Raw genomic sequence first — 23,411 nt, 5'->3', positions numbered from 1 at the left:
GTTGATTATATTTTATAAGTTTGGGTATGGCGAAAAGTAAATTCGAGCAGTCTTTAACAGATGGTGCTCATCAACAATTACAAATGCTGGTTGGCCGGTGGAGGGGCAATACAAAAACATGGTTTGAAAAAGATATCCTGGCAGATGAATCACCATCAGAAGGCGAGATCACTTCCATTTTAGGGGCACGGTTTATCTCTTTCGATTACCGTGGGAGTTTAGAAGGCAAATCTTTTGAAGGCAAAATGATTATCGGTTTCGATATTCCTTACCAAAAGTTCAGGGTAAGCTGGATTGATAGTTTCCATATGGGCACGCAGATTATGCTTTCAGGTGGCGAGGCAACAGGGAATGGCTTTTCTGTTTTTGGCGAATATGGCAGTCCGGAGTACGGTGAACAGCTTTGGGGCTGGCGTACGGTTTTAACGATAAACAGCGCCGATGAATTTGTGCTAACGGCCTATAATATTTCTCCTGAAGGGGAAGAAGCTAAAGCTACAGAAACGGTTTATAGGAGGATTTAAAGAATATTGTTAGTTTTTTAGTTGGGATGTTGGTCGGGATTTGCAATCCCGACGCGTAGTGGATTAAAGATCCTCAACTCATACAGCCGGGATTAAAAACTCCGACTAGCTGATTTCTATTCAGAATGTTATGCCGCTGTCAATTATTTTTTTTATTGGTTTTCTTGTTGTCGGATAATTGGTTACAATTACTGATTATGTTCGCACAGCTTTGTATTAAGGCAGATTTCGAGATGCAAATTTATAGCAGGTTAACCATTATTTCTGTCGCTGAAGGTTAATTATTTGGTCGTAAACATTTTTTACATCGTCAATAAACTCAAGACGAGCTGGCTGTTTTACGCCCGGCCATTCTATTCCCTGTATCATTGCAATTCTAAAATCACTTGGACCTAATGTAATTGTTCCGCTATTATCAGGTTTTTGATTAATGGTAATATCGGATAAGGTTCTGATGTTTAATGACTTGATTTCTCTGCTGAATATTCCGGTACTGATAATAATTCTGTCTGCAGTAATTCCATAAACGGTATTTGCCCGCTTTTTTGCATCGACGAAAAATCTTCCCAAGGTGATGTATAATCCAACTAGAACGAACGGAATCCCCCAAAGCTTAAAGAAAAAGGGAGCATCAGTTATAATCACACTTGTTTCCCAAAATATTGCAAAACCAGCCCAAAGAAAACTAAAGGGGATTAATAATGTATCTGTAGTTCTAAATAAAATTCCTTTTTTAGGTTTTCCTGTCCAGATCAATTTTTCATCTGAATTTAAAATTGGTTTTAGTTCGTTTTCGATCTCGTAATTTATCATTTTATATATTGACCGTTTGGTTTAGTTGCTTTTTATGTAAATTGTTGTTCTGTTTTTTGTTCAGTCCGATTTCACACGCAAAGCTGCAATTCAGTGTGGCTAAACCTGATGGGTTATAAATTAAAACAGACTTGGCGAAGCCTGGTTGGCCATTACCGGTATTTTTAAATCGGTTCCGACTGCTTTATTCAGTTTATCGGTAAAATAAGCCGAAAATAAAGGAGAAGATAGTTCTACATTCTGGTGTACAAAAAAGTAAAGGTTTTGTAAACCCTGTTCTTTCCAGGCCACAATTCTTTCAATCCAGTCATCCAAACGTTTTTTATCGATTTCATCATCATTGGCACCTACAAAACGTATAAAAGCCGTAGGGGTAGTTAAACGCATGTGCAACATGTCTCTTCTGCCCGCTGTATCAACAATGATGTTGGTAATGCCATTATCTTCGAAAAGTTTGGCAAATTCGTTTGCAATGGCCGGGTTGGTAAACCATTCTGTATTCCTCACCTCAATGCCAAGGGGAATTACCTTTGGAAATTCGCCGACAACGATTTTTAGCCTTTCAAAATCTTTGGGTTTAAAATTATCGTGAAGCTGTAGAAAAGCCATGCCCAGTTTATCTTCAAAATTACTAATGGCGTCGCAGTATTGTTCAACCGGTTCTTTAACGTTAATGAGCCTTTTAAAATGACTGATGGTATTGGTCAGTTTAGGGAAGAATTTAAAGTCTGCCGGGGTTTTTTGCGTCCAGGTAATCACCTGCTCGCGGGTAGGCATGCCATAAAATGTGGCATTCAATTCAATCGAATTAAACTGGGTGGCGTAATAAGTTAATTCGTCTTTTGTGCCTTTTGGGTAAAAACCTTTTAAATCGGTTTTATTCCATTTTGCACAGCCCACAAAGGCTTTAAAATGCTGTTTAGATTTATTGGCAGCTAAAATCGTTGCCGTTTCAGGGGCATCAGCCGGGAGGGTATAATCTATTATCGATGGGTCGTCTACTTTACCGAATTGCATTTTTTTATGGTTTAGATATTAGGTTTAAGGCAAAAAAATACCTTAGCTTATTCAACTAAGGTATTTATACATCGTAAAAATAAGAAACTTGTTCCTTGCTTTAGCCTATTGTGGAAAGTTTATGTTTAGCTATCTCCAAACTGTAAACCCCAACTGAAAAACTGAATTAGTAACCCAGGATCTTCAGTACCTGCTTACTGTTCTGTTCTTCACCAAAAACCTCAAAATTGAAACTTTCGTCGCGGTTTCTGCGTATCAGAACATGTTTAGGGCTAGGCAACAAACAATGATGTATACCGCCATAGCCGCTCAATACCTCCTGGTAAGCCCCGGTATGGAAGAAACCGAGGTACTGCACTTTACGGGTTTTAGGCATAAATACACTGTTCATGTGTGCTTCCTGGTTATAGTAATCCTGTCCGTCGCAAGTAATGCCACCTAAGTTAACCCGTTCATATTCAGCATCCCAGTTATTAATAGGCAGCAGGATGTATTTTTGGTTCAGCGCCCAAACATCAGGTAAATTGGTAATGAAAGAACCATCCAGCATCAACCAGCGCTCGCGGTCGTTCTGTTGTTTACGGCCCAATACTTTATAAAGGATACCCGATGCTTCAGCTACGGTATATTTACCAAATTCGGTAATAATATCAGGCTCCATTACATCGTGGATTGCGCAGATTTCTTTAATCCTTTTCACAATTTCGTTTACCATATATTCGTAATCGAAATCGAATACCAGCGAATCTTTAAATGGCATACCACCACCAATATCGAGCGTATCCAAATCAGGATTAATTTTTTTGAACTTGCAATAAAGGGTTACATACTTCTCTAACTCGTTCCAGTAATATGGCGAATCGGTAATACCCGAATTAATGAAAAAATGCAATAACTTAACCCTGAAATTTGGGTTGTGCACGATTTTATTGTTGTAAAAATCGATAATATCTTCCATACGCACACCCAAACGCGAAGTGTAAAACTGCGAGTCTGGCTGCTCTTCTGCCGCAATACGGATACCCAGGTTGCAAGGCGTATCAATATCCACTTCATCATCAAAAAGGTTAAATTCCTCTTTGTTATCTAAAACCGGAATAATGTTGGTGTAACCATCGTGCAGCATATCGATAATATACTGCTTGTACTGGTAGGTTTTAAAACCGTTGCAGATAATGGTGGTTTCTTTTGTCAATACCCCTTTTTTCTCCAGGGCATCAACCATTGGCATATCAAAAGCCGAAGAAGTTTCCAGGTGGATATTGTTTTTTAAAGCTTCTTCTACAATGTGCTTAAAATGCGAGCTTTTTGTGCAGTAACAATATTTATAATCGCCACGGTAATTGTTCTTTAAAATAGCGGTCTGGAAAAGAATCTTCGCCTGCTGAATTTTCTTACTTACCATTGGTAAATACGTGAAACGTAAGGGAGTACCGTAAGTTTCAATCATTTCCATCAGGTTTAAATCCTGAAAATATAATTCATCTTCTATCACATCGAAACCCTCCTGAGGGAAACCAACGCTTAGATCAAGAAATTCTGAGTAACTCTGCATTTACTTTTAAATAATTTCTGCAAAAATGTAATTTTAAATTGAGAATTAATCTTTAATAAAAATATTTTTACTGTGAGGAAACGCTTGGCCTGACTGCAAAAAATGCCGGCAAATTGTTTTCAATAGAAAGAGAATAGTTCTGTTTTGTTAATGATCTGAAAAACAGGTGGTAATAATGTGTTTATGTTTTAAGATTTGGAAAGCAGGTTCCTGTTTCTATGGGGTAGAGTTAGCCCTGCTCTCCACTTTACTCGTTGCACTCGTGCCCGTTCCGATCAGGTTTATTTAAATTAGGCCAGTGCAGCTATTAGGGATTTAATAGCGGTTGCTTTTATGCGAAGGTTTTTTGTGTGTTCAGTGTTTCTGTGGCAAAAATAAAAATGAGGCAGTATCATTCTCTTAAAGTTTGTCACGTTGAGCTTGTCGAAACGCCTTAAACAAAATCGTATCAAGTCCTTCGACAGGCTCAGGATGACAATTCTATATCTGTGATATACCTAATGTCAATGGGAGGATCAGCTTTGAATGATTTTCATTCCGATCAGGTTTATTTAAATTAGGCCGGTGCAGCTATTAGGGGTTTAATAGCAGTTGCTTTTGTGCGAAGATCTTTCTGTGTGTTCCGTGTATCCGTGGCAAAGTAAATTGGTTCGTGAGACATGAATCAGAGTGGGCTAAGTTTTATTAGCCTTTAATAACAGCTTTCTTTTTTTTAAGGTCAATTTTAAACTTTTTCATCCATTCTTTTAAGCTTAAAGCAGTTTCCTCTTTTTTATTGTCAAATACAATCCATGCATTTGCATCTGCTGAAAGTTTAATTAATGTTGCGATATCATCTTCAGTGATGTATGATTGCCCATATTTTCTTTCTCCATTTATTGCGGCGTGCCATAAAACATATTCCAAGTTTTGCATCCATCCAGCAGCATAACAACGTTCTGAAATTTCACTCATAAAGTGAGCAAGTTTCAATTCCTTTTCTGTTAAATGAGATTTCATTCAAGTGTAAATTTAGGTTTTTCCGTGTGCTCCGCGCATCCGTGGAAAAATAAAAATGTTTCTTGGAGCACGAAGGGGGCACAAGCAATGGATCTGTTTAATCATTTGGAAAGCAGGTTTCTGTTTCTATAGGGTAGGGTTAGCCCTGCTCTCCACTTTACTCGTTGCACTCGTGCCCGTTCCCATCAGGTTTGTTTAAATTAGGCCGGTGTAGCTATTAGGGGTTTAATAGCAGTTGCCTTTATGCGAAGGTTTTTCCGTTTGTTCAGTGTTTCTGTGGCAAAAATAAAAATGAGGCAGTATCATTCTCTTAAAGTTTGTCACGTTGAGCTTGTCGAAACGCCTTAAACAAAATCGTATCAAGTCCTTCGACAGGCTCATGATGACAATTCTATATCGGTGATATACCTAATGTCAATGGAAGGATCAGCTTTGAATGATTTTCATTCTGATCAGGTTTATTTAAATCAGGCCGGTGCTACTATTTGAGGTTTTAATAGCGAGTACCTTTATGCAAAGGTTTTTCCGTTTGTTCAGTGTCTCCGTGGCAAAAATAAGAAGGGTTCATAGATACAGACAAAGGCGTAGAATATGGTTTATCACGATACAGTCGTTAGGTTATTTATGCACGCGTTAGAAACGCGCGCCAGCACTAATGAGATATGAAAGGTAAATTAACCTTTCCTTAAATATTTGGTTAAGATCACAATGGTTTGGCCTTCTACTTTACCCTCAATCTGTTCGGTATTATCGTGCACTAAACGGATGTTTTTAACCACGGTACCCAATTTGGCACTCAGTGTTGAACCTTTAACATCGAGTGTTTTAATCAAAACTACGGTATCGCCTTCAAATAAACGGGCACCATTACTGTCCTGGTGAAACTCTACAGTACCTTCCTGTTCATGGTCACCGGTTTTTTTAGCCCATTCCAAAATTTCATCGTCAAGGTATAAAATGTCAAGACTATCCGCTGCCCAACCTTCATTTCTCAGGCGGCTTAACATGCGCCAGGCCACTACCTGAACGGGCGCAAATTCCGACCACATGGTTTCTGTTAAAATTTTCCAATGGCCGGCATCAAGCTGCTCATTTTTTTCAATCTGGTCTAAACAGGTCTTACAAACTAAAATGCTGTTATCGCTATTGGCATTGCTGGTTGGTGGAACTTCGTATACTGATAAGCTGGTTTCAGCGGTGCATAATTCGCATTTATTTCCTGAGCGGGTTTGTAATACTTGTAGTAAAGACATGGATTTTTAAATTTTCGGCGAAAGTAATAAAACTTTTGGGAATAACCTGTTTTGGTTTCAGGTTACTTTTCTGGTAAATGAATCTCTGCCAGCATACACCTGGCGCTACCACCACCATTTTTTTCGATGGTGTAAAGTGGTGCATAGATAATCCGGCTATATTGTTCAAGTGCAGCCACCTGTTCAGGATTTAAGGATAAATAAGCCTGCTCTGACATTACCAGTAAACTTTCGCCTTCAGCATTGCTTACCTGCAGCATATTGCCTGCAAATTTGTTCATCTGCTCCAGGCTGATTTCGATGATTTCTTTTCCGGTGCTTTTTAAACTGATGGTAACATTTAGTTTCTCTTCAGGATCGCGAATCGAATCCAGGCAGATTACCGCAAAACGATCGCCAATGCACATCATCACGTTGGTATGGTAAATCGGAAAATTTGTGGCATCAACCGCCTGGAAAGCCACCGGTTCGTATCCGGTAAGCATGCAAAAATTGTCAAGCACTTCTTCATCGGTACGCACACTCAGGCAGGCATAGGCAATTTTATTGGTGCGGTCTAAAACCATGCTGCCTGTTCCTTCTAAAAAAGCATGCTGATGTTCGTAGAAGCTTAAATCGCTAATGTGGTTTACTTCAAAGCTGTCTTTTAATCCGTCCAATATTTCTTTCCGACGTTCTAACCTTCGGTTTTCCGAAAACATGGGGTAGAGGTAAACCGATCCATCTTCATGAAAGGAAACCCAGTTATTCGGGAAAATCGAATCGGGAGTTTCCGGCTGCAGGGTATCGTCTACTACAGTAACATCGATATCATTTTTGCGCAAAAGGTCAACAAAAGCATCAAACTCTTTCAACGCCTGTACCTGTACATTGCTTTCGGTAGAAGCAACCTGGAACTTGTTATTTCCGGCCGTTTGCTCGTTAAATTTGAAATCAACAGGGCGGATCATTAAAATATGATTGGTCATCTGCATAGTGGTTAAAGGTAAAAGGCGTAAGGTTTAAGGTTGCATACCGCCTAGAATTTTCATTAAATCAGGCGTTTGTATATAGGCGAAATAAACCTTAAACCCTATACCTTACGCCTTAAACCTTAAATGTTGTCTCTAAATATCGGCAAGCTCATACAGTGGAAACCACCACGCGCACGCGATAATTCTGCCGAAGGCATCAAAATTAACGTATCGGTTAGGGTTTCGGTATTTACTTTGCCACTTTCTAAATCCTGGATCAGGTCTTTTACATCTACTACATCAAATCCGGCTGCTTTAAAAGCTTCAACAGTTTTATCATTTCTGTCGTAACCTAAAACTACACCTTCTTTAATGGCTAAGAGGTTGCACGAGTCGGTCCATTGTTCTCTCGAATCGTAAGGGAACTGGTTATTCCCGCTGTAAATAATTTTAGTGGGTTCGGTGCTTTTTAAATCATTTTGGCTAATATCATTCAAAAGGGCTTCTACATGTTCGAAATGTTTTGGTTCCTGCGGATTGGCTTTCGTAAACTGAATGGCCGTGGTGGCTTCGAGTTTTTCGGGTTCTTTTAAAAAGTTAATCGGCTCGTAAGGGTTGTATTTTGGCGTGTGTGCAATCGAATTTAAAATTACCCAGGTATTGCGTTTAACCTGTGTAAAAACAGTATCGAGGTGCATATAATCTCGTTTACTCGGTATTTTTACCACTGTTACTTTTTCTACCACATTCTGCTCAAACAAGAGTTTAATGGCTTCGTTGGCACCGTGTTCTGACGTCCGTTCGCTGCACCCGATTAATACGTGGTTAGGGCTTACCATCATCACATCGCCACCCTCTAAAGTGGTGCTAAAGGCAGGCTCGTCGCCGGGGCGTAAAAAGTGCATCGTTACATCCGGTATTTCTAGAATGTTGTTGCGGTAGGCTTCGAATAAGGGGTGGTTAAAGAAAATATAACGCATTAAAAGCGTTTCACGCACACGGGCTTTTTTTGCCGGTTTATTTAACAGGATGTGGTTGTTGATCGTGGTACCTACATCCCTGGTGAAGATTAAATTGGGTATGGGCGCAAAAATCATCGTATCGTTGGCCAGTGTACCGGAGATGAAAATCTCGGCCAGCTGTTTGGGGTCGGTATTGGTTAATTCCAATTGTACTTTATAGGTACAGCCTTCAATGGCACAAACGGCCGCCACCAGTTTTTTGCGGATGGATTCGTTCTCCAGCATTTCGCTTAACAGGTTCTGAATCTCTATAACCGATTTAGAGTTGTGAAAACCGGGGTGGTTGGGTTTGTAAAAATTACGGTTTGATGCTGCTGAATCTATTTCAGCAAGTTTTCCTTTAATCTTTTCAGGGTCTAGAAAATACAGCAGCAGTTTAATATAATAATCGTATTCGCCCTTACGGATGGTATCTAAATGCACAATATCTTCGAAAAGCCAATCCTGCGCCTTAGAGGGTACTACTTTGCCTAATCCACTATCCGGACTATGTATCAACAATTTACGCAACCTGCCTATTTCGGTGTTTACGCTCACTTTAAAATTTGGGTTCTGCTCGCTCATAAATAAATTAGTTGTTACAAATCTATTAGAATTTTTGAGAGTCCGAAAGTGGGGGGGGGCGAAAGTCCGAAGATATAGTTGAAAGTGGATAGTCTGAAAGCTTGAAGAATAATAAGTTTATGTTATAGACATCCTGTCTCCCAACTTTTTTATTGCACAGAACCAAGCTCTCTAAACCTTATTGTAGCGGCAGCTCCCGATTCCTTCAATCGGGACTATAGCGGAAAGAAGGACTACCGGTTCCGATAAGCACTACAGCACCTTTCCAAGCCTTTTAAAAACTTTAAGAATTAAGCCGAGAATCAAGAAACAAGCACTAATAAGCAAAACTATGTTTTACGGGTCGGGCTTTTATGCTATTTATTGTTCTTTCTGCTTTGGTCTTTCAGCTTTAGTCTTTAATCGCTATTTTTGGCGCATGAATTTTATTATTGCCGAAACACAGAAAGCCATTTTTGAACTTTATAACGAAGAAATAGCCGAAGGTGTAATCAACATACAAGAAACCCGTAAAGAATTCGAAGGACAGGCAACCATTGTTGTTTTCCCGGTTACCAAAATTTCGAAAAAATCGCCGGAACAAACGGCTACCGAGATTGGCGAATATTTGGTGGCACACGTAGCCGATATTACCAAATTTAACGTGGTAAAGGGTTTTTTAAACCTTAGCATTGCCGAAAGTTATTTTCTTAATCAATTTAACAACCAAATTTTGGCTCCAGGTTTTGGGCTGTATCCATCAAACGGTAAAAAGGTAATGGTAGAATATTCTTCGCCCAATACCAATAAACCGCTTCACCTGGGGCATGTGCGTAATAACCTGTTGGGCTATTCGGTTTCCGAACTGCTTAAAGCCTATGGTTACGATGTGGTAAAGGTAAACCTGGTTAACGATCGTGGTATCCACATCTGTAAATCGATGCTGGCCTGGCAAAAATGGGGCAATGGCGAAACTCCCGAAAGTACCGGTTTAAAAGGCGATCATTTAGTGGGGAAATATTACGTTATTTTCGATAAAGAGTACAAAAAGGAAATCGATGCGTTAAAGGCTGAAGGACAAAGCGAAGAAGAAGCCAAAAAAAATGCCCCTTTAATTAAGGAAGCGCAACACATGCTTTTAAAATGGGAGCAGGGTGATGAGGAAGTGGTTTCGCTATGGAAAACCATGAACGAGTGGGTTTATGCCGGTTTTAATATTACCTATAAAAACCTCGGTGTCGATTTTGATAAGTTTTATTACGAAAGCAACACCTATTTGTTGGGAAAAGACACGGTTGAGGAGGGTTTAGCCAAAGGTGTTTTCTTTAAAAAGGAAGATGGCTCGGTATGGATTGATTTAACCGCCGATGGTTTAGATCAAAAACTGGTTTTACGTGCCGATGGTACTTCGGTTTACATTACACAGGATCTGGGGACTGCAGAAATGAAACACGACGATTTCGGTATGGATGAGTCGATTTACGTGGTGGGCAATGAGCAGGATTACCATTTTAAGGTATTGTTCCTCATTTTAGAGAAACTGGGCAAAAGCTGGGCAAAAGGTTTATACCATTTATCGTACGGCATGGTCGATCTGCCCAACGGCAAAATGAAAAGCCGCGAAGGTACGGTGGTTGATGCCGATGAGCTGATTGAAAGCATGGTAACCACTGCCCGCGAGAAAACTGAAGAATTGGGTAAAACGAACGATTTTGCACAAGAAGATAAAGACGAGCTTTACAAGAACATCGGTTTGGGTGCGTTAAAATATTTCCTGTTAAAAGTAGAACCTAAAAAACGTTTATTATTCAATCCTGCAGAGAGTATCGATTTTCAAGGCAATACCGGTCCGTTTATTCAGTATACCCACGCCAGGATCAAATCGTTGCTGGCAAAAGCAAACTACCAGTTAAAGGCGAGCCAACCTGCCCAGGTTTTACCTGTAGAACTCGAAATGATTTTGCAACTGGCCAAATACCCTGCAGAAATTGCCATTGCTGCCAAAGCTTACAGCCCGGCCAGTTTGGCCAACTATTTATATGAACTGGCCAAACTGTTCAATAAATTTTACCACGAGGTTCCCCAGATTCTTAAAATGGAAGAAGGAGAGGAAAAACAATTCCGATTAAACCTGAGCAAAAAAACGGCCGATATTATACATGCCGGTATGTTAATTTTGGGTATTACTTCTCCGGAGAGGATGTAGGGATGGAGAATGTGAAATGGAAGATGTAAAATGGAAGATGAAAAATGGAAAATGTAGGATTGGAAATAACCTGTACCGTGGCAGATGGCAACTGAGTTGATATTCCGGGCAAAGTACAACAGTAAAAGGCAATGAATATCTAAATTAAATGATAATTCCCTTCATCTAATTTAGATATTCAGGAAAATACTCGCATCTGATATTTAAGCTAAGGCTATGTGGAGCCATTAAATCGGCAATGCAGCACTGGATGATTGTTGGTTGCGCCAGTTAACTAAATGACTTAGCTTTGCAAAGCTCAACAGTCTCAAATGATAAAATTAATCCATCATAGAATACAATTACTCCTCGTTGCACTAGTTATATCGCTAGGTGGATGTTATTATCATTATTATAAAAAGAATAGGGAAATTGATGCATACCGGTTACAATTGTTTGCCAAATTAAAAAGCCACTCCATCACCACGGAAGAATATTACCGCAAGTGGGAACCCCAGGTAGTGGAATGGGAAAAAACGTTCGAAAAATGTGAGTTACTTGAACTATCCACAGTGGCTGTGTTTTTGCTCAGCGGTGCGAACTTAATCTTATATTTAAAGAATAAAAAGCGTATTTCAACATTAGAGTCTTAAGAGTTAAATTATGATGCGGCAGGTTGGAGTCCCATCTGTGCGTAGTGTTAAGCCTTAGGCTGGGCAGAAATAATGGTTAGCTGTTTATTTTGTTTACAATATCATAAATTTTCCCGTTTTATGGCAATCCGAATTTGCCTAATATTGTAACATGTTCAAACGTTCAACACCGATATTAGCCTCACTCAACCGTGCAGAAACGATAGCTTTCTATACAGAAAAACTGGGCTTTCATTTCACTACAGAAAACAACGGTTACCTCATCTTCGAGCGGGAGGATATTCATATCCATTTATTTCCCTGTTCTGATCCTGCCGAATGCCGTAATATGGGCTGTTATTTGTATGTAACTGATATAGAACAGCTCTATGCGCATTATCAGACTTTAGGCATTGTTCACCCTAATGGCCTACTTAAGCTAATGCCCTGGGGTTTACGCCAGTTCGCCGTGGTAGATAATAATGGCAACATTATTTATATTGCGGATGACAGGCCAGCGCTTAAAGCCGAAGTTTAGCATCAGCATTTTTTTTATTTGCAGGTAGGATAATATGGTAGAAGAATACACGTAGCATCGGAGTAATAGATGAACGATAAAAAATACATCGGACTAACCGTAAATGAGCGGCTTTATGCAGCTAGATAAGCTGATAAATTTGATAAGGCGGTAAGGGAGAAGAATGTTAAAGAAATTATCTCATTACTTAAAAAAGTTGAACTTACCGAATCATCGATATGCCCAATTTAAAAAAGTGTTGGGTTAAATAAATAAGCTATCCTTTTTTAATGTTATTATTACGATATGTTTGGATTATTTAGAAGAACTAAAATTCAACCTTGGGAGCTTGAACTTTTAAAAAATGTTTTAAAAAGGTTACCAACAGAATTCCGTTTGTATATAAGTCATATTAATAAAGGGTTATTTAGAGGCGTTTTAATTGGCTTGAGCGATATACCCGGTTATGTAGGATTGTCTTATCATTCTGAGATCTACAAGAAGTTGTATCATTCAGATGGTAAAAATTTTAGATTAGAGGGAATAACTGTATTTGATACCATCTCTGCCGAATATTTACAGTATACAATTTATTTCTCTCACGGGCTTATCAATGGATATTCATTGACGGAGAAAAAGAAGGTCAAAATTGATATTGAGAAAATTGATACTACTAATGTGAAATTGATATTTCGGGAGAATGTTGACTTCAATAGATTAAAAAAGGTATTGAGTTCAAAGGAATTAAAGTTAATTAACCCGGGCGATGTTTATGTTGTTGTTTTAGAGGATAAAGAATATTTTCATTTAACAGATATAGAAGATGGAAATTTCTATGCTCTGGATATGGGAAAAAATCTTTATAAAATCACTCACAATCCTCATTATATAGAGAAAGTAGAAGTTAGTCTAACAGATTTACTAGCTGTGGATTAATTTATGTACTAATTCCAGGCCTAAACATAAAATTTCACTTAATATTCATAGTTAATTAATGAGAAAGTTGAAAAAACCAGCTGTCCGTAGCCTTGAGCCTTAGGTTTGAGCGTAAGTAGACTACAGATGAAGTTAATTGCGATGGTCTTGAAGTGCCACTACGCAATGATTATTTAACACTATTAATACCCAAAAGAATGTCCAAAACCAAACTAACAGGAAAAAAATATGATCTAAAGGTGATGAAAAACAGGATAATAGCTTTTTCCCTGTCGGTAATTATTGCTGGATTATTTTTGTACTTTACTTTAGGAAAACATAGTATGTTTAACATCATCCCATTTGCTGTTCATGAGGCGATTAATGCAGGCGGCGATTTTGAAAATCAGTTCATTATATGCTTTGATTTCGTTATTGCATTGTTATTAATAATATTCAGTTATAAAATAATATACAAATTACTAAACTAATAAGTAGTTAAATCCCCATCGTCCTCACTCATAGTCAGTGATGGATTACCATTCATTAATACTGCTTTTAGCGGCTACCTAAAATTCCTGCCGCCATGAAAAGCGGCTTCGGTTTCCTGGTTTACCTCTTCCCGAACCTGGGTTCGTTTATTTTGCGCGGGGTAAGGCGCTGTTTTTTCGTCACTGCGCGATGAAGTGAATACCGGCAAATCATCCACCTCGCGCTGTAATAGTTTACCCAGCATCTTGGTAAAATCAAAACATTTGCTCACAATTACATGCACCACCTGGCCTTCGCGTTGTAAACGCCCTTCCACCATTAACAACCTCGAATGCAGAATCTCTTTTCTATAGGTTTCAAAAAGCTTTTCAAATACCACCAGGTTGGTATAACCGGTTTCATCTTCGATCGTAATGAAACACACGCCACCGGCAGTGCCCGGCCGCTGCCTTACCAGCACCAAACCGGCAACCTTTACCAGCTGCCCATCGGTAGCGTTATGGTTAATGGTATGGCAACTGCGAATATGAAGCAGCTCCAGTTGGTCCCTTACAAAGCTTACCGGATGGGCCTTTAACGATAACCCGGTGGTGGCATAATCCTGCACCACATGTTCTCCTTTTCCCATAAATGGTAATGCTACCTGTGTTTCAAGCACGGTTTCTGATGGCTGGCCTTTAAACAAGGCTACGGGCACATCCTGCAGGGCTGAAACTTCCCATAACGCTTTTCTGCGGTCAAAGCCCATTGAGCGGAATGCATCGGCATCGGCCAGTTTTTCAAGCGTAGCAAGCGAAATCCCTGCATCCCTGAGGCTGGTAATGCTGCGGTAACCACCGGCCCTGCACGATACCAAAAGCTCCATTTCCTCTTCGCGTATACCTTTAACCTGCCTAAAACCCAGTCTTATGGCAAAATACCGGCCTGCTTTTTCTTCTAAAAGGTTGTTCCACGATGAAAAATTTACATCCACTTCCCTTACTTCAACACCGTGTTTCTGGGCATCAATTACAATTTGTGCAGGCTGGTAAAATCCCATGGGCATACTGTTTAACAAGGCAGCTGCAAAGGCATCCGGGTAATAATGTTTTAACCAGCACGATACATATACCAGCAGGGCAAAACTTGCGGCGTGGCTTTCCGGAAAACCATAGCTGCCAAATCCTTCCAGCTGCTTAAAAATCCTTTGGGCAAACTCCAAAGAATAACCTTTGGCCAGCATGCCATCAATAAGTTTCTTTTCGTACTGGTTTACCAGGCCTTTAAACTTAAAGGTGGCCATGCTTCGCCTTAACCCATCTGCTTCGGCAGGGCTAAAGCCAGCAGCAACGATGGCAATTTTCATGGCCTGTTCCTGAAACAGCGGCACACCGAGTGTACGGCCTAATATGGTTTCGAGTTCGGGCGAAGGGCACACCACCGGCTCTTCGCCGTTTCGCCTGCGTAAGTAGGGGTGTACCATATCGCCCTGTATGGGCCCCGGCCTCACTATAGCCACCTCTATTATCAGGTCGTAAAAACATTTTGGCCGTAAGCGGAAAAGCGGGTAAAAAACGGGTTATGCAGCAGCAACAGCAAGCTGGCCGTCAGCTCCAACACCAAACCACCGGAACGGAAAGCACAGCATTAAAAACGAAGGCAAAACAGGTGGGAAAAAGCAGAAAGCCGCGTTTGGGGCTGTTAACCATAGGGCTGGTTGTTGTGCTTAGCTTGGTTTACTGGTTAATGAGGAAATGGTGCTTTATTTGAATGTGAATATGCTCCCTTAACCTGGGTTTGGGGAGCATATTTATTTTGGTGTTAAATGCTGTTATGATTGGTGATTTTTCGAGTTTGTTCTCATTAACTTTATACCAATTTAAAAAGCCGATAATTGTTTTTTATCTTCAGATCATCAACAGATATTTTTTGTCTGTGCACACAAATATTAAGATAGAACAAGCAAATGGTTGTAAGAATTACTTTTTCATGCTGGTTTTCTTATTTATACTTTTTTATTTACGGATTTCTTTTAGCCAGTTAAAGAGTTTAAATGGCATGCTTTTCCGACTATTAGTGTGAGTCGTTTTTCTAAACAATGTTTGCGACGACATTAGAGAGATTGTGGTATTTTTTTAGATAATCTTAGAAGTATTTATATTATCTCACGGCCGGCAATTGTGATATACATTAACTATTAAATATTGAACAAAGAAGAATCATCGATTTATGGCCTATCAAAGGGGAAATTACCATTATGAAAAACAGGAAGAACCCTTTAAAGAATACGAAGATAATATGTTGATTTTTTCTCTATAAGATCCAACTATCAAGTTTGTTCATAAAAACGGATAGGTTCGTTTATTTTTTTGCTTTTGTTTTTTTTAATTGTATGTTCGTAACATCTAAAATAATAAACAAATACAGATATGTCTTTCGAAGCTTTCACTACCATTCCCGCCTATTCAGGTATTACTTTCTGTCGAAAATTTCTAAACAGGAATAACATTTCATAAATCTTTTTATTAATTGCTTGGAACAATCGATCAATAAAGTATAGTCGCGTTAGTTTGTCCTAAAAAAGACGGATTAATTTGTTTTGAGCGATTTTATCAATTGACCACCATTCTGTCTCATCTAAATCTAACTAACATGAATTTGTTTTATTCTACCTTTCGTAGGTATTCGTATTGTCGACTATTATTGCCGTTTTCGACAAATCAGCCTGTCTTGTATTTTTCTTCTTTTTATTTAAGCAAAATTATTTTTAATCAGATCATAAATTAATATATGAATAATAGTTATAAATTGTCGCGAATCTTTATTTGTAGTCTGCTGCTTTCAAACATTATCAAGTGCTCAATTTGTTTTTTTCAGCAATTTCAGAAAACTTTTTTTGCTTTTCTTCTTCTATTATCGCTGCAATTAACGAGAAATAATAACATTTATGCGCAAAATGGTATACTCGAAGACACTAACAGGATTCCAACTTCAAGCTTTTCTGCATTAAAACCCACCTTTAATCAGGTAAATCCCTTTACAGGAGTAAATAATATTTCAATCCCGTTGTATGAAATAAAAGAAAAGGAAATTAACATCCCAATTTCATTAAATTACTCTTCTGGTGGAGTTTTAGTAGATGAGGAACCAGGGCTAGTTGGATTATCCTGGGAGCTTAATGCCGGAGGCTTAATCAGACGCAAAATTAATAATATTCCTGACGAAAGTTGTGGTGGACAGCTAGTAGGGCCTGGTACATCAGTTCCTTATAAACCCGATTACGCTAACAGTGATTGGGAGTATTATACAACTACTGATACTTATGGATTATATAAGCCTGGGTATTTCTTTGCTACTTCAAATCCACCGGGAACGGTAAGAAATCTTCCCAAAGATTTAAACCCTGATGAGTTCTTTTTTAATATCAATGGAATTTCAGGAAGCTTTTTTATGGGACAAGATGGTACCTGGAAAATAAAAGGCGATTCGGGCATGTCGATAAAAGTTAACTCGACTTTCGGTACTCTTCCTGGTTTGTTTGTCACAATTAAGGAATTTCAGATTATTGATCAAAATGGCATTGTTTATATTTTCGGGGGGGATGAAAGTAATATTGAACGTGCTTGGAGCGTAGTCGATTATTCAGGCTTCTTAATGAGCTATGGTACCTACATGAGTGATTTTAATGGTCAAGCTGCAACATTATTGCCGACAGGAAGAGAAGATCTAGAATCATTCCCGATCACTTGGCGGATAAAAAAAATTCAGAGTCCAAATGGGGCAACGATAAAATTCAATTATGTTCAGCACGGGATGAGGGGCACCGGTAGTACTAGTTATATCAGAAATATGTATACACAGGGAAGTGTAGATGAGATACATTCCGGAAGTAACACTAAGTATAGTTACTTAACCAGTATTGAAACAGATAATGAACTTATAACGTTCACTAAATCTGTTTCAAACGGATATTATCAAAAATATATCCAACACTATGACCCAGATTATAATAATGATGGATACTATAAATTAGACGGCATAGAGGTTATAAAAAAAGGGACAAATGAAAGTTTAAAAAAGATTGATTTTAGCTACATTGAGAGCCCCAGCGAGAGGCTTAAACTACAAACAGTTTTATTTAAGTCAAATGGGCTCTCAGGTGAGAAATTTTCTTTTGCCTACAACCCTATGTTATTGCAAAACTATGGTTCCAATACGGATCATTGGGGTTTTAATAGCACAAAAAGCAGGGCGCCAGTCTATTTAGAGCAACAATATTTTAATTCAAAAGAAGCTGACTTGAATGTCTTACAGGCGGAGGTGTTGACCTCTGTCCAAACACCACACAGCGGATTGATTTCTTTTTTTTACGAATCAAATTCATTCTCGAAAGTTGCTAAGCATTATCCTTTTACAATTGAAAACTATAATGGTTTCGGTGGTGGAATTCGTGTTAAAAAAATCGTCGCCAATCCTTTGTATGGTCCAAATAATGAAACAGAATATTTTTATGTGGGTTCTGGGTTTAGTGAGGGAGAATCAAGTGGTGTTTTAAGTGTTATACCAAAATATACGTTCACAGATATCGGAGGTTTTAATTCTTATCAAAGCTCAATGGTCAATGTTCCCAGCCAAACTCTTGGTCGTGATGTTACCTATACGCGTGTTGTAGAGAAAGCAAATAACGGTTACAGAGTATATACTTATTCCAATCTTGACAATGGTTACATGGATATTGCAGGGGTTCCAATTGTTTCGTCAACTCCCTCAACGCCTTACACAAGCAGAGAGTTAATGAGAGGAAAAGTGATTAAAGAAGAATATTTTACATCTGACATAAATCCCCTAATCAAATATCAAAAAGAAAATTTTTACAATGAGGATTACAACATTTCTTTACCAGCTTCAGGATTTGGGCCAAGTCAAGGGCTTGCTACTCCTAATAATTCTCCAAGCGCTAGTTTTTTAAATTATTATTTTACGCCGTATCTAAAAAGAAGTATAGAAACAACATTTGCAAACAGTCAACAAATTGTAAATACCGTCAATTATAGTTATAATTCGAAAAATATGATTTCTTCTCAATCATATTTGAGCTCTGATAATCTTCTGACGGAGATAAAATATAACTATCCTGCGGATATGATAAATCTGGGAAATGATCCGTACCAAATCTATTCTCAAATGATTTCGAAAAATATTGTTGCCCCTGTGATCGAAAAAATCGTAAATATCGATGATACACAGGTTTCTCTTGAGAGAACGAATTATGATATTTTTCAGAATAATATTTTCTTGCCAAAGTCTCTTAACATTAAAGTAAGTAATAATCCAATTGATACGAGTCGACTGTTTAATAAATATGATCTTAAGGGAAATTTGCTTGAAGAACAAGAACCGAGGGGGGTAAAAAACTGTTATTTATGGGGATACAACACCCAATATCCAGTTGCTAAAGTGTTGGGTGCAGATTACAATACCGTTAGTGCATTAATAAACCAGTCGGTTCTTGATAATCCTTCAAGCGATCAACAGCTAAGGAATGAGTTAAATAACATCAGGACTAATCTTCCTAGTGTTATGGTTACCACATACACTTATAAACCACTCACTGGTATGACCAGCCAGACGGATGCGAAAGGTATGACTACATATTATGAGTATGATGCTCTTCAGCGGTTGAAACTGATTAGGGACCAGAACTATAATATCATTAAAACCTACTGTTACAACTATGCAGGGCAGGTTACCGACTGTAACGCTGGAGGAGGGACAAGCCCTTCCGGTCCGGTGCAGATTTACGCTCGGATTGAGGTACTAAACCCGAGCTGGGGTGCCCCGATAGACGGAAGTACGACAGAGGCCGATATCTATCTAGCCCTTTACAGTGATGCTGGCTGTACCCAACCGGTTTCCCGTCTACAGGGCTTTGATGTTAATGTAAGTACTACGGGTACTTACTCTTACAACAACAGTTCTTCGGTTTCGAGCTGGACCAATACCTATAATGTTCCTGCAAATACCACGCGGGTACTTTTGGGTCGTTATGTAACCGATTCGTGGTACTCTTATTACGACCCTTATTACGGACAGGTGATCAACTCAGAGAGCTACACCTATCAGGTTGAAGACAACGGCTTAAATGTTTATATCCCATCACCAACTTATTAGAAAATCATGAACAGATATTTATATTTTCCTTTAGTGGCCCTGTTACTGGCCATAACCGGGATATCAGAAACATTTGGCCAGGAAGCCGGCAATAGCAAAAAAGAGAAAGTAGAAGCGGTAGGTAGAGAACTGGGCCTTGATAAAGATAAATCTGCCAGATTGGTGGAACGGCAGGAGAAATACCGTGTGCAGGTAATCGCTGTGCTGCAGGATACCAGCCTGCGCCCACAGCAGCGCAGTGCCAGGTTAAAGGCCCTTGCCCAGGAGCAGAGCGCTGCACTTAATATACTTCTGAGTCCCCAGCAGCGGGAAAAGATGTCTGCCGCGATCGGGGCCCGGAATGGAGCCAGAGTTGCAGCACACCGGAAAGAAATCGAATCTAAACTTCCAGGAAAAAACGGTAAAAAACCGGCCGTAGACAGCACTAAAGTAAAAATGAAGAATTAATGCCCTCTCCAGATGAAAACAGGAATAAAGATTACCAGCATATTTACAGGGCTCTTTGCCCTCTGTGCGGGCTTGCAAGGCCATGCGCAGCTTTCAGTGAGCTATTCGCCTTCGAGCCAAAGCTATAGTACGGGCAGCACTATCACTACGCTTTCCCCGACAGTTAGCGGGGGGACGGCATCAGCCAGTGGACAGACAACCACTACTTTTGTCAGTAGTGGACTTTATAATCCATTGAACACAGCTGTGGATGCGGCAGGAAATGTGTACATCGCCGATTCGGACAATAACCAGATTAAAAAAGTGACGGCACTGGGTGTAGTTACAACACTTGCGGGGTCTTACTCTCCAGGCTCCATGGATGGTACGGGTGCCTCTGCCAGCTTTCAGCACCCTTCGGCACTGGCAGTTGATGCCGCAGGTAACGTATTCGTATCCGACCAGCAGAACCATAAGATACGCAAAATTACCCCGGCAGGTGTAGTAACGACCTTTGCGGGGAGCGGATCACCTGGCTTTGCAAACGGGACAGGGGCTAGCGCAAGTTTTTACAGCCCGATAGGATTAGCCTTTGATGCTTCTGGTAACCTTTATGTGGCTGACTATTCGAACCATAGGATCCGTGTGATCAGCCCTGCGGGTGTGGTAAGCACCTTTGCAGGTACAGGCAGTGCTGGGTCTTCCAATGGCAGCGCTTTATCGGCTACTTTCCGAAACCCGATGGGGATAGCAGTGGATGCTTCGGGCAATATATATGTGGCCGATCGTCTCAACCATATGATCCGCAAAATCAGTGGAGGGACGGTGAGCACGGTTGCGGGTAACGGATCGATGGGCTCGGCCAATGGTTATGGCACTTCTGCCACCTTCCAGTACCCCAACAACCTGGCAGTAGATGCATCGGGTAATATCTACGTAGCCGACCAGCAGAACCATACGATCCGCAAGATCGATGCTTCAGGTTATGTTTCGGCTTTTGCGGGTACTACTTCTGCAGGTTCGGTAAACGGTACAGGCTCAGGCGTAAGGTTGAATTCACCTTATGGATTGAGTATCGACAGCCAGGGTACACTTTATGTAGCAGAGACCGGTAATCAAGATTTGCGCAAAATAGCTACGGCTGCTTTTGTGGTGGCCCCGATGCTGCCAGCAGGCCTGAACTTTAACAATTCGAACGGGAATATCAGCGGAGTACCGACCACGGCAACAGCGGCTGCTGATTACTATATCACCGCTTACAACAGCGCTTATGCCAGTTCGGCCTTTGCGCTCAATATTACGGTAACCGGTGGCAGTGCTACCAGTATTCAGCCGAGTAACAGTCAGAACTATGTAATGGAGACCACGGTACGGGCGCCGGGTGCAACAACGCTTGCCCAGGTAGGGAGTCTTTCCATTGCGCAGGCCAACCGGACGGTTAGTTACTTTGACGGGTTGGGCAGGGCGATGCAAAATGTGCTGGTACAGGCGAGCCCCACGGGAAAGGATATTGTGCAGCCCATCGCCTATGATGCTTACGGAAGGGAGGCGGTAAAATACCTGCCTTATGGTGCGAAGAGTGAAACAAACGGGGCTTACAAAGCGGATGCTTTGACCCAACAGTCGAACTACTATACAGCAACGAACGGCAGCACAACGGGTTGGGATGCGAATGTGGTAAAAACGCCGGTACCTTATGGTGTAACTGTTTTTGAACCTTCACCGTTGAATCGGGTGGAACAACAGGGCGCACCAGGTGCTGACTGGCAGCCGGGTACGGGCCATACGGTGGTGAATGAATATGGGACCAATGTGGCCGGGGACATAAGGAGATGGGCGGTAAATGGCTCGGGTGCAAGTTCTGTAAATAGCTATTATGATGCTGGGAAACTTTATAAATCCACGATAAAAGATGAGAACTGGGTGCCGGGTTCCGGGAATATTGGCACTACTGATGAATACAAAGACCTGGAAGGAAAAGTGGTCTTGAAACGGGTTTGGGAAACGGCAACCAAAAGCCTTTCTACCTATTATGTTTATGATAATCTGGGCAACCTTCGCTATGTGCTGCCTCCGGCGGTAAACCTGAATACAGACAGGTTACCCGGTGAGATTGATAGTTTTAGCGAATCTGATGATGTATTCAAAGATTTTATCTATGGTTATCATTATGATGGCCGCAAACGGTTAACAGAGAAGAAGATTCCGGGCAAGGAATGGGAATACATGGTGTACAATACCCGGGACCAGGTGGTACTAACCCAGGATAAAATACAGCGTAGTTCGGGCCAATGGCTTTTTAATAAATATGATGCCTTTGGGCGGGTAATCATTACAGGTTTGTATAACGATTCGAGGTCACGGCCGGATATGCAAAACTATGTTGATGGCCTGCTGAATGATCCTAGTTATAAATTATGGGAGGTGCGTAATAACAATAATGAAAGCGGTGCCTATACAGGTTACAGTAACGATGCTTTTCCCAAAAATGTAGCTTATTACCATGGTATCAGTTATTATGATGATTATGACTTTTATAACAATACCTTTGGCCTGCCAGTGTTGCCACAGGTGGGAAATGCCCAGGTAAAGACCCTGCTGACCGGCACGCGTACAACGGTACTGGGAACTGGGACGATGCTGTTGAGTGTAAATTATTATGATGCTGATGGCAGGATCATCACAGCAAAGAATGAGAACCATATTGGGGGCAGCGATATGGTGAACAACGAGTGGAATTTTGACGGGAGCTTAAAAAACAGTACCCGGGTGCATGTCGGAAATGGGGTTGAGACCACAATTGCAGAAAATTATGTTTATGACCATGTAGGACGGAAGAAAAGTACCAAGTCCAGCATCAACGGCGGAACACCGGTTACGCTCTCGAATTTAACATATAATGAGATCGGGCAATTGATAGATAAAGGGCAGCATAGTACGGATGATGTAAATTTTTCGCAGCACACTGCTTACACCTATAACGAGCGTGGGTGGCTCACCAGCCAGAGCAGCGGGTTGTTCACATTCAGTCTCGGTTATAATAGCGGTAGCAGCCCGCAGTACAATGGCAATATCTCCAGCCAAACTTATACCAATGGTGGAGCATCGAATACTTTTAATTACACTTATGACAGGCTGAACCGTTTAACGGTTTCAACCGCTGGCAACAGTTTGGGTGAAAGCCTAAGTTACGATGTGATGGGCAATATCAAGAGCCTCTACAGGGATGGTTACGGTACCAATACCTATAGTAATTATGCCGGTAACCAGCTTAAAACCATCAATGGCTTCACTAATGGAAACTATACCTACAACGAAAATGGTAACCTGATTATTGATGGCCCTAACGGGAACAATATCAGCTATAACTACCTGAACTTGCCTGTGCAGGTGAGTGGTAACCAGAGTGTTGATT

16 protein-coding genes and 1 pseudogene are annotated in these 23,411 nt (G+C 40.4%); 8 read left to right on the top strand and 9 right to left on the bottom strand.

Going from position 1 to position 23,411, the window contains the following annotated elements:
- The first annotated feature begins 26 nt into the window (after positions 1 to 26).
- Complete coding sequence (locus ACFSR6_RS18305) at positions 27 to 524, top strand: DUF1579 domain-containing protein (RefSeq protein WP_379081535.1); 498 nt, start codon at positions 27 to 29, stop codon at positions 522 to 524.
- 258 nt (positions 525 to 782) lie between these two features.
- Here ACFSR6_RS18305 and ACFSR6_RS18300 read toward each other — a convergent pair whose 3' ends face one another.
- From ACFSR6_RS18300 to ACFSR6_RS18270, 7 genes are all read right to left on the bottom strand, one after another.
- Positions 783 to 1,337: a PH domain-containing protein gene (locus ACFSR6_RS18300; protein ID WP_379081533.1), complete on the bottom strand. Its 555-nt coding sequence runs from the start codon at positions 1,335 to 1,337 to the stop codon at positions 783 to 785.
- A gap of 120 nt (positions 1,338 to 1,457) precedes the next feature.
- Positions 1,458 to 2,354, bottom strand: a complete 897-nt coding sequence (locus ACFSR6_RS18295) for a DUF72 domain-containing protein (RefSeq protein WP_379081531.1) — start codon at positions 2,352 to 2,354, stop codon at positions 1,458 to 1,460.
- Between the two features lie 166 nt (positions 2,355 to 2,520).
- Positions 2,521 to 3,909, bottom strand: coding sequence for an arginine decarboxylase (locus ACFSR6_RS18290; protein ID WP_379081529.1), 1,389 nt, complete (start codon positions 3,907 to 3,909; stop codon positions 2,521 to 2,523).
- Positions 3,910 to 4,593: 684 nt separating this feature from the next.
- Positions 4,594 to 4,908 carry a hypothetical protein gene (locus ACFSR6_RS18285; protein ID WP_379081527.1) on the bottom strand — a complete coding sequence of 105 codons (315 nt, stop codon included), beginning with the start codon at positions 4,906 to 4,908 and terminating at the stop codon, positions 4,594 to 4,596.
- Between the two features lie 674 nt (positions 4,909 to 5,582).
- On the bottom strand, positions 5,583 to 6,161 hold the full coding sequence (locus ACFSR6_RS18280; RefSeq protein WP_379081525.1) for a PhnA domain-containing protein: 579 nt from the start codon (positions 6,159 to 6,161) through the stop codon (positions 5,583 to 5,585).
- Between the two features lie 62 nt (positions 6,162 to 6,223).
- A complete protein-coding gene (ctlX, locus tag ACFSR6_RS18275; protein WP_379081523.1) occupies positions 6,224 to 7,129 on the bottom strand; it encodes a citrulline utilization hydrolase CtlX in 906 nt (301 codons plus the stop codon).
- Between the two features lie 125 nt (positions 7,130 to 7,254).
- Positions 7,255 to 8,700 carry an arginine deiminase family protein gene (locus ACFSR6_RS18270; RefSeq protein ID WP_379081520.1) on the bottom strand — a complete coding sequence of 482 codons (1,446 nt, stop codon included), beginning with the start codon at positions 8,698 to 8,700 and terminating at the stop codon, positions 7,255 to 7,257.
- A gap of 418 nt (positions 8,701 to 9,118) precedes the next feature.
- Here ACFSR6_RS18270 and argS point away from each other — a divergent pair, with 418 nt between their 5' ends.
- The 3 genes from argS (at position 9,119) to ACFSR6_RS18255 (ending at position 12,949) form a co-directional block, all read left to right on the top strand.
- Entirely contained in the window at positions 9,119 to 10,885 is a 1,767-nt protein-coding gene (gene argS, locus ACFSR6_RS18265) for an arginine--tRNA ligase (protein ID WP_379081517.1), read from the top strand.
- Between the two features lie 783 nt (positions 10,886 to 11,668).
- Positions 11,669 to 12,034 (top strand): bleomycin resistance protein, encoded by a 366-nt coding sequence (locus tag ACFSR6_RS18260; RefSeq protein ID WP_379081515.1) that lies wholly within the window; start codon positions 11,669 to 11,671, stop codon positions 12,032 to 12,034.
- 285 nt (positions 12,035 to 12,319) lie between these two features.
- Positions 12,320 to 12,949: a hypothetical protein gene (locus tag ACFSR6_RS18255; protein WP_379081513.1), complete on the top strand. Its 630-nt coding sequence runs from the start codon at positions 12,320 to 12,322 to the stop codon at positions 12,947 to 12,949.
- Between the two features lie 544 nt (positions 12,950 to 13,493).
- Here the strand turns inward: ACFSR6_RS18255 and ACFSR6_RS18250 are convergent.
- A complete protein-coding gene (locus tag ACFSR6_RS18250) occupies positions 13,494 to 14,048 on the bottom strand; it encodes an OB-fold nucleic acid binding domain-containing protein (RefSeq protein WP_379081562.1) in 555 nt (184 codons plus the stop codon).
- A gap of 108 nt (positions 14,049 to 14,156) precedes the next feature.
- Positions 14,157 to 14,945 (bottom strand): annotated as a pseudogene (locus tag ACFSR6_RS18245) (helix-hairpin-helix domain-containing protein); the annotation flags it as partial.
- Positions 14,946 to 14,980: 35 nt separating this feature from the next.
- Here ACFSR6_RS18245 and ACFSR6_RS18240 point away from each other — a divergent pair.
- The 4 genes from ACFSR6_RS18240 to ACFSR6_RS18225 all read left to right on the top strand — a co-directional run.
- A complete protein-coding gene (locus tag ACFSR6_RS18240) occupies positions 14,981 to 15,169 on the top strand; it encodes a hypothetical protein (RefSeq protein WP_379081511.1) in 189 nt (62 codons plus the stop codon).
- 1,020 nt (positions 15,170 to 16,189) lie between these two features.
- Positions 16,190 to 19,570, top strand: coding sequence for a hypothetical protein (locus ACFSR6_RS18235; protein WP_379081509.1), 3,381 nt, complete (start codon positions 16,190 to 16,192; stop codon positions 19,568 to 19,570).
- A 6-nt stretch (positions 19,571 to 19,576) separates the two neighbouring features.
- On the top strand, positions 19,577 to 20,017 hold the full coding sequence (locus ACFSR6_RS18230) for a hypothetical protein (RefSeq protein ID WP_379081507.1): 441 nt from the start codon (positions 19,577 to 19,579) through the stop codon (positions 20,015 to 20,017).
- A 12-nt stretch (positions 20,018 to 20,029) separates the two neighbouring features.
- The coding region (locus ACFSR6_RS18225) for a DUF6443 domain-containing protein (protein ID WP_379081505.1) at positions 20,030 to 23,411 on the top strand (3,382 nt) is incomplete at its 3' end.

The sequence above is a fragment of the Pedobacter vanadiisoli genome, from assembly GCF_042684385.1.
GTDB lineage: Bacteria > Bacteroidota > Bacteroidia > Sphingobacteriales > Sphingobacteriaceae > Pedobacter > Pedobacter vanadiisoli.
This window is presented reverse-complemented; position numbering and strand designations above follow the sequence as displayed.

Bases quoted from the DNA above. Each gene is read 5' to 3' on its own strand.
- ACFSR6_RS18305 (WP_379081535.1), top strand. From the start codon at position 27: ATGGCGAAAAGTAAATTCGAGCAGTCTTTAACAGATGGTGCTCATCAA.
- ACFSR6_RS18300 (WP_379081533.1), bottom strand. From the start codon at position 1,337: ATGATAAATTACGAGATCGAAAACGAACTAAAACCAATTTTAAATTCA.
- ACFSR6_RS18295 (WP_379081531.1), bottom strand. From the start codon at position 2,354: ATGCAATTCGGTAAAGTAGACGACCCATCGATAATAGATTATACCCTC.
- ACFSR6_RS18290 (WP_379081529.1), bottom strand. From the start codon at position 3,909: ATGCAGAGTTACTCAGAATTTCTTGATCTAAGCGTTGGTTTCCCTCAG.
- ACFSR6_RS18285 (WP_379081527.1), bottom strand. From the start codon at position 4,908: ATGAAATCTCATTTAACAGAAAAGGAATTGAAACTTGCTCACTTTATG.
- ACFSR6_RS18280 (WP_379081525.1), bottom strand. From the start codon at position 6,161: ATGTCTTTACTACAAGTATTACAAACCCGCTCAGGAAATAAATGCGAA.
- ctlX (WP_379081523.1), bottom strand. From the start codon at position 7,129: ATGACCAATCATATTTTAATGATCCGCCCTGTTGATTTCAAATTTAAC.
- ACFSR6_RS18270 (WP_379081520.1), bottom strand. From the start codon at position 8,700: ATGAGCGAGCAGAACCCAAATTTTAAAGTGAGCGTAAACACCGAAATA.
- argS (WP_379081517.1), top strand. From the start codon at position 9,119: ATGAATTTTATTATTGCCGAAACACAGAAAGCCATTTTTGAACTTTAT.
- ACFSR6_RS18260 (WP_379081515.1), top strand. From the start codon at position 11,669: ATGTTCAAACGTTCAACACCGATATTAGCCTCACTCAACCGTGCAGAA.
- ACFSR6_RS18255 (WP_379081513.1), top strand. From the start codon at position 12,320: ATGTTTGGATTATTTAGAAGAACTAAAATTCAACCTTGGGAGCTTGAA.
- ACFSR6_RS18250 (WP_379081562.1), bottom strand. From the start codon at position 14,048: ATGGGAAAAGGAGAACATGTGGTGCAGGATTATGCCACCACCGGGTTA.
- ACFSR6_RS18240 (WP_379081511.1), top strand. From the start codon at position 14,981: ATGCAGCAGCAACAGCAAGCTGGCCGTCAGCTCCAACACCAAACCACC.
- ACFSR6_RS18235 (WP_379081509.1), top strand. From the start codon at position 16,190: ATGAATAATAGTTATAAATTGTCGCGAATCTTTATTTGTAGTCTGCTG.
- ACFSR6_RS18230 (WP_379081507.1), top strand. From the start codon at position 19,577: ATGAACAGATATTTATATTTTCCTTTAGTGGCCCTGTTACTGGCCATA.